The organism is Rhodococcus sp. P4_B6, from assembly GCF_056402215.1.
The window spans coordinates 1-3,424 of sequence record NZ_JBFUHV010000352.1 but is presented as its reverse complement, the minus strand read 5'-3'; the positions used below and the strand labels follow the sequence as shown (position 1 = coordinate 3,424).

Below are 3,424 nucleotides of genomic sequence, written 5' to 3'. Positions count from 1 at the left end.
GTGCACGGCACCACAGTACGTGTTGAGATGCGGCGAAGATTGACCGGAGATGGATCGGTGATCTGGCCCGCCGATCAGGTCGTGTGCTCTGTGTCCGACGTACTCGATGTATTCGGTGCCGCCGATCGTGTGGCGGTGTCACCCGCCGTTGTGGTGGTAGGCGCCGTTGCCGTGCCCGGCATCGCAGCGGGGGAGGCCGACGGTGCCGGGGCGGTCGACAGTGCGAATGACGCACCGGGTGGGCACGATACGGCCCGCCCGGGCGTTGTCTATACAGCACCCCGAAGGTGGGTGGGAATCCGGTGCCGACCCGAACTCAGGGAGAAGTCATGGCCACCGACTACGACGCACCCCGGCGAATCCGTCCGGAGGAACTGGACGACGAATCGCTCGACGAACTGCAGACCCGGCGGGGTGATCCCCGCTCCGGGGTGGTCGACGTCGACGAACCGGACGTCGTCGAGTCGTTCGAGCTGCCCGGCGCGGATCTGTCCGGGGAGGAACTGAGTGTGCGGGTGATCCCGAAGCGGGCCGACGAATTCACCTGTACCCGGTGTTTCCTGGTCCAGCATCGCAGCCGGCTCGTCGACACCAGCGGCGGGCAGATGATCTGCCGCGACTGCGCCGGCTGACCCGAGGCCGGGCGGAGAGGGGTGTGCGCCGGCTCGAAACCACCTTCTTTGCTGGGGAGGGGGTCGACTCGACGAAATCGGCCTGGTGCCGATTCCCCTGTCATCTGTTCTCGACTCTCATTCCGGTGCCGGTCGGGGTGTGGTCTGGTGCCGCCCTGCCGGTCTTCCGGTGGTGCGTGGTATCAGCTCGAACGCGAGACTGTCCTCGGTGCCGGGGAATCGGAACGCGAGGGCCTGCGCGTCGAACAGGGCGAACCATTGCTTCCAGGAAATGTGCTCGAGACCCGATCCCGGGCGCAGACCGGCGAAGTCGACCAGCAGCGTTGTCGTCGCCGACGCGGGGCGGGCCGGGAGCCGGGTGGTCGTTGCGGGCGCCCCGTGATGGTGCTGGATCCAACAGCGGATTCGTTCGTGATCGGTGGTGGGCCCGACCGGTGGATTCTTGTGTGCCGTCATGACGGCTCCTGCTCTTTCCGGTTTGTCTCTCGCGGTTGGGCGCCGCAGCGGCGGTGTTCTGTGTTCGCGCCTGGTGGCTGGTCGCCGCGGGTGTCTTCCATCCTGCTCCGCGGCCCGGCGACGCGGGGCAGCGTTTCGCGCGCGGAATCAGCCGAACTCCTCTTGTCCGGATCGGCGTTGGCCGCGCAGACTGAAGATGTTGCGGCGGAAGCGCCAGCCGTGCGGGCCGATCGGGTCACGCCCCCTGTAGGCGCCTGCTGCTCGTCACTCGATCAGGAGTTCCCATGCCCAGTCCCAGCCCCGGCTATTCGATCACCGTCCGCGTCCACGCACCGGTCGGCGCCGGCACCACGTCCACGTTGGCGGCGGCCATCGCGTCGGTGAAGGGTGCCATGACGGCGCTCGATGTGGCCGAGAGCCACCCCGACCACATGGTCATCGACCTCACCTGCGACGCCTCGGACGTCGCGCACGCCGACCAGATCGCGACCGCCATCGCCGAGGTGCCCGGGGTGACCGTCGGGAAGGTCAGCGACCGTACCTTCCTGCTGCATCTGGGCGGCAAGCTCGAGGTGAACCCGACGGTTCCGCTSACACACCGCGACGACCTCTCCCGCGCCTACACCCCCGGCGTGGCCCGGGTGTGTACCGCGATCGCCGAACATCCCGAGGACGTGCGCCGGTTGACGATCAAACGCAACACCGTCGCCGTGGTCACCGACGGGTCCGCGGTCCTGGGTTTGGGCAACATCGGTGCCGCGGCGTCGATCCCGGTGATGGAGGGTAAGGCGGCACTGTTCAAACRRTTCGGCGGTGTSGACGCCTGGCCGGTRTGCCTGGACACCCAGGACCCGGAYGCCATCGTCGAGATCGTCCGCGCCCTGGCGCCSGTSTACGGYGGSATCAACCTCGAAGACATCTCCGCCCCACGGTGTTTCGAGATCGAGGCGCGGCTGCGCGGAAGCCTCGACATTCCGGTGTTCCACGACGACCAGCACGGCACCGCGATCGTGGTCCTGGCCGCCCTGACCAACGCGCTGCGCGTGGTCGGCAAGWCGCTCGCTAGGGCKCGGATCGTGGTCTCGGGTGTCGGCGCCGCCGGGCACGCCGTCATCCGGYTGCTCGTCGCCCAGGGCGGCACGAACATCATCGGCTGCGGGCGGCGGGGGATCGTGTCACCCGAYGACACCGCCGACGARTTTCGTACCTGGATCGCCGAGCACACCAATCCGGAGGCTCGGACGGGATCACTGCGGGATGCGCTGGTGGGGGCGGACGTGTTCATCGGGGTCTCGGCGCCGAACATTGTCACGGGCGAGGACATCGCGGCGATGGCCGACGACTCGATCGTGTTCGCACTCGCCAATCCGGTCCCGGAGGTCGACCCGGTCGCCGCCGGTGAACATGCCACCGTGGTGGCCACCGGCCGGTCCGACTTTCCGAACCAGATCAACAACGTCCTCGCCTTCCCGGGGGTGTTCCGCGGTCTGCTCGACGCGCACGCGGTCGACATCACCGACGAGATGCTGATCGCCGCGGCCGGCGCGATCGCCGACAGGGTGTCGCCGTCCGAGCTCAATGCCACGTACATCGTGCCGAGCGTGTTCGACGCGGGTGTCGCGCCGGCGGTCGCGGCGGCGGTGCGTCAGGTGGCCGACCGGGGGCCACAGCCGCAGAAGTGAGCTACTCGATCGTCGTCGTGCGTGCGCCCGGGCGATCACCGCAGCGGGCACGCGGTGTCCCGATGCGTCGGCACCTGGGGAATCGATCGAGTCGCAATGCTCGCCGCCTGGCGAGGACCTTCCGCGTCTCCTCCGCGGTGACCTCGGGGGCCGCGGAGATCGGCCGGTTCGCGATCTGCCCGTGCGTTCCGTTCACCGCGTCAGGTCTCCGGATGGACCGGTGGATCGGCGGGCTCGGTGTGTCGCGTCAGTCGCGGAGCTCGCCGATGTCTCCGACCCCTCCCTGCAGGTGCATCCGGCCGTCGGACAGCTTGTAGGTGACGCCGGCAATAGCGCAGGCACCACTTCCGACGCGATCGGCGATGATGCGCGAACGCTGCATGAGCAGAGCCCCGGTCTCCACGACGTGGCGGCCTTCGAGTTCGTCGACCGTTGCGCGGCCCTCTCTGCGACCCCACATGATCGCCGGCGCCACCCGTTCGACGATGCTGCGGATGACGCCGTCCGGAACCTTGCCCTTGTCCAGCGCGTCGAGCGGGGACTTCCCGGCGCCGCAACCGGCATGACCCAGCACGACGATCAAGGGCGCGACGAGGGCCTGCACCGCGTATTCGAAGGCACCGAGCACGGCGTCGTCGAGGACGTGGCCGGCCG

The 3,424-nt window shown here is 68.8% G+C and carries 4 protein-coding genes; 2 read left to right on the top strand and 2 right to left on the bottom strand.

The annotated features are described in order from the left end of the window. The first annotated feature begins 329 nt into the window (after positions 1 to 329). A complete protein-coding gene (locus AC1DWT_RS50200) occupies positions 330 to 632 on the top strand; it encodes a DUF4193 domain-containing protein (RefSeq protein WP_206015695.1) in 303 nt (100 codons plus the stop codon). Between the two features lie 117 nt (positions 633 to 749). Here the strand turns inward: AC1DWT_RS50200 and AC1DWT_RS50195 are convergent, their stop codons facing one another. Then, a complete protein-coding gene (locus AC1DWT_RS50195; protein WP_206015696.1) occupies positions 750 to 1,088 on the bottom strand; it encodes a hypothetical protein in 339 nt (112 codons plus the stop codon). Positions 1,089 to 1,372: 284 nt separating this feature from the next. Between AC1DWT_RS50195 and AC1DWT_RS50190 the strand changes: the two genes are divergently transcribed. After that, positions 1,373 to 2,770 carry an NAD-dependent malic enzyme gene (locus tag AC1DWT_RS50190; protein WP_477926165.1) on the top strand — a complete coding sequence of 466 codons (1,398 nt, stop codon included), beginning with the start codon at positions 1,373 to 1,375 and terminating at the stop codon, positions 2,768 to 2,770. 247 nt (positions 2,771 to 3,017) lie between these two features. Here AC1DWT_RS50190 and AC1DWT_RS50185 read toward each other — a convergent pair. After that, positions 3,018 to 3,424: carbonic anhydrase (locus AC1DWT_RS50185; RefSeq protein ID WP_477926164.1), on the bottom strand; the 407-nt coding region annotated here is incomplete at its 5' end.